3 protein-coding genes are annotated in these 3,543 nt (G+C 71.8%); 1 reads left to right on the forward strand and 2 read right to left on the reverse strand.

All coding sequences use genetic code 11. The annotated features are described in order from the left end of the window. Positions 1 to 231 precede the first annotated feature (231 nt). Complete coding sequence (locus HMPREF3086_RS17660; protein WP_007630683.1) at positions 232 to 417, forward strand: DUF3073 domain-containing protein; 186 nt, start codon at positions 232 to 234, stop codon at positions 415 to 417. Positions 418 to 575: 158 nt separating this feature from the next. Here the strand turns inward: HMPREF3086_RS17660 and purM are convergent, their stop codons facing one another. Together purM and purF are read right to left on the reverse strand one after the other, a co-directional pair. Next, the gene (gene purM / locus HMPREF3086_RS17665; RefSeq protein ID WP_061228999.1) at positions 576 to 1,658 is read right to left on the reverse strand and encodes a phosphoribosylformylglycinamidine cyclo-ligase; all 1,083 of its coding nucleotides are present in this window, start codon (positions 1,656 to 1,658) and stop codon (positions 576 to 578) included. A 65-nt stretch (positions 1,659 to 1,723) separates the two neighbouring features. After that, positions 1,724 to 3,277 carry an amidophosphoribosyltransferase gene (gene purF, locus HMPREF3086_RS17670; RefSeq protein WP_070723252.1) on the reverse strand — a complete coding sequence of 518 codons (1,554 nt, stop codon included), beginning with the start codon at positions 3,275 to 3,277 and terminating at the stop codon, positions 1,724 to 1,726. Positions 3,278 to 3,543: the final 266 nt, after the last annotated feature.

The following is a 3,543-nucleotide window of genomic DNA, read 5'->3' on the forward strand; positions in this document are numbered from 1 at the left end:
AAAAACGCCCCCCGCCGGGCCTGACGGCCCCGGCGGCCGGTCCTGACAGACCGCGCGGCTCCTGCCGGGGAGGCGCCGCCCACCCCCGTGTGTGGCCGACCCGCGGGCCGCTCCACGACACCCGGGCGGACATTCCGCGCCGGGCACGCTATCCTGTGGGCAGGCAGATACTCACACTTGCAATGGGCACCCCCGAGGTGGCCCAGCACCGTTTCCGAGGGGGTCAGGTCAATGGGCCGAGGCCGCGCGAAGGCGAAGCAGACCAAGGTCGCTCGCGAACTCAAGTACAACACTCCGCAGACGGACCTAGAACGTCTTCAGCAGGAGTTGTCGGGTGGGGGGTCGTCCATGCGGCTCAGCACCGACGAGGACGACGACCCCTACGGGTCGTGGTCCGACGGCGACACCAGGTACTGACCACTCCCGCTCCCGCCAGACCTCTCGTGGGCCGGGCATCCCCCTACGGATGCCCGGCCCCCGTACGTGGCGCGGGCGGGGATAAACCGAGAACCACAGCGACCCGGCCGGAACTGCCCCGGCCGGGTCGCTGTCGTCGTGCAGCCCGCGTGGGGCGGTCAGAACCGCGCGTGTGAGCCCTCGAGCACCACGCGGGGCGCGTCGGCGTCCTCGCCGGCCTTCTCCACGTGGCCGATCACCCAGTTCTCCACGTGGCGGGCGGTGAGGACGGCCTGGGCCCGGTCCACGTCCTCCTCGGGCAGAACTGCGACCATGCCCACGCCCATGTTGAACGTGCGCTCCATCTCCGCCTGCTCGACGCGGCCGTGGTGCGCGATCGTGCCGAACACGGCGGGCACGGGCCACCGACCGCGGTCGAGCCGTGCGACCAGACCGCGTGGCATCACGCGGGCCAGGTTCTCGGCCAGGCCACCGCCGGTGACGTGGCTGAACACGCGGACGTCGGTCTCGGCGATGAGGCTCAGGCAGTCGAGAGCGTAGATCCGCGTCGGCTCGAGCAGCTCCTCGCCCAGCGTGCGGCCGAACTCCTCGACGTGCCCCTCGAGGGGCAGCCGCGCGAGGTCGAGCAGTACGTGCCGGGCCAGGGAGTACCCGTTGGAATGCAGCCCCGAGGAGGCCATTCCGACGATGACGTCGCCCGGCCGGACGTTCTCGGCCTGGAGGATCTCGTCGGCCTCCACGATCCCCACGCCGGTAGCGGAGATGTCGTACTCGCCCGGCGCCATGAGGCCCGGGTGCTCGGCGGTCTCGCCGCCCAGCAGCGCACAGCCGGCGCGGACGCATCCCTCGGCGATGCCCTCGACGATGTCGGCGACGTGCTCGGGGACGACCTTGCCGATCGCGATGTAGTCCTGAAGGAAGAGCGGCTCGGCGCCGCACACCACGAGGTCATCGACCACCATGGCGACCAGGTCGATCCCGACCGTGTTGTGCACGTCCATCGCCTGGGCGACCGCGATCTTGGTGCCGACACCGTCCGTGGACGAGGCGAGCAGCGGCTGGCGGTAGGTGTTCTTCAGTGAGAACAGCCCGGCGAAGCCACCGAGGCCCCCCATCACCTCCGGCCGGGTCGCCCGCTTGGCGTGCGGCGCGAACAGCTCCACCGCGCGCTCACCCGCGTCGATGTCGACGCCGGCGGCGGCGTACGAGGCGCCGGTCGGGGGGTGTGGGTTCTCGGTCATGTGGTGTCTCTCCTCGTCGGCGCCGCTCTCGGGCGCCCGGTGGGGGTCGGCGGTCGACGCCGGTGTCAGAGCCTGTGGACGGCGTCCGCGATCTCGCTGCTGTCCGGGGCCTCGGCGATCTCCAGCTCGCCGACCTCGGCGGCGTGCGCACGCACGGCCGCGCTCATGGCCGAGTCGTCGGGGAGTTCGATGGGATAGTGCCCGTCGAAACACGCCGCGCACAGCTCCTCGCTGCGCTGGCCGCTCGCCTCGATCATCCCGTCGACCGAGACGTACCCGAGGCTGTCCGCGCCGATCGCGCGACGCACTCCCTCGAGCATCCCGTCCGACGCGTCGACGCCGTTGGCGATAAGTTCCGCCGGGCTGGCGAAGTCGATGCCGTAGAAGCACGGCCAGCGCACCGGCGGCGAGGCGATCCGGACGTGCACCTCGAGGGCGCCCGCCTCGCGCAGCATCCGCACCAGGGCACGCTGCGTGTTGCCCCGGACGATCGAGTCGTCCACCACCACCAGGCGTTGCCCCCGGATCACCTCGCGCAGGGGGTTGAGTTTGAGGCGGATGCCCAGCTGACGAATGGTCTGGCTGGGCTGGATGAACGTGCGGCCCACGTAGGCGTTCTTCGTGAGCCCCTGCGCGAACGGGATGCCCGAGCCCTGGGCGTACCCGACGGCCGCCGGCGTGCCGGACTCGGGCACCGGGATGACCAGGTCGCCGTCGGCGGGGTGTTCACGGGCCAGCCGGCGACCGATCTCGACGCGGGCGGAGTTGACCAGACGCTGGTTGATCACCGAGTCCGGCCGGGCCAGGTAGACGTACTCGAAGACGCACGTCTTGGGGGTCGGGGGCGAGAGCTTGCGGGACCGTACACCGTCGGCGTCGATCGCGATGAGCTCTCCGGGCTCGATGTCGCGGACGAACGAGGCGCCCACGATGTCCAGGGCGGAGGTCTCCGAGGAGACGACCCACCCGCGCTCCAGGCGACCGAGCGCCAGCGGGCGGACCCCGTGCGGGTCACGCGCCGCGTACAGGGTGTTCTCGTCGGAGAAGGTGAGGCAGTAGGCACCCCGCAGGTGCGGGAGCAGGCGGGCGGCGGCCTCCTCGAGCCCGCCCTCCCGCGCCTCGTGCGCGAGCAGGGTCGAGATGATGTCGGAGTCCGAGTGCGCGCTGTCCTCGGTGTACCCGCGGATGCCCAGCTCGGTGGCGTGCCGCTTGAGCTCGCGGGTGTTGACGAGGTTGCCGTTGTGCCCGAGGACCACGGAACCGCCCTCGGTGGTGGGGCGGAACATCGGCTGGGCGTTGTCCCAGCTCGCCGCGCCCGTGGTCGAGTACCGGCAGTGGCCGATCGCGACGTGGCCGTGCATCGACTCGAGCGTCTTCTCGTCGAAGACCTGGCTCACGAGGCCGAGGTCCTTGTAGACGAGGACCTGCTCGCCGTCGGCGACGGCGATACCGGCCGCCTCCTGGCCGCGGTGCTGTAGCGCGTACAGGCCGTAGTAGGTGAGTTTGGCGACGTCCTCGCCGGGGGCCCACACCCCGAAGACGCCGCACTCCTCGACGGGGCCGATCCGTTCGGTGTCGATCGGCAGACCCGCCGGTCCGGGCGCGGACGGGTCCGGCAGCCCGAGCCCCACGGCTGCGGGGACGCCGGTACGGCGCAGTGCCCCGGACGGTGCCGGACGTGACGACGTGCTCTCCACCAGCTGGTGCTCCCTCACGGCTTTCGGGACTCCCCGCCCGGACGGACCCCGACGGTGTGTGCTGCAAGTCTACGTTCCCCGACCCCCGTGACCCCAAAGCCAGCGGCGGCACCCCCTCCAGCCGGCCGGCGAGCGGACCACCCGAGGGCCGCGGTCACGCCCGGCGGACGACGGGCAGGCCCGCGGCG

It is taken from the genome of Dietzia sp. HMSC21D01, assembly GCF_001815995.1.
In the GTDB taxonomy this organism is placed as follows: domain Bacteria; phylum Actinomycetota; class Actinomycetes; order Mycobacteriales; family Mycobacteriaceae; genus Dietzia; species Dietzia cinnamea.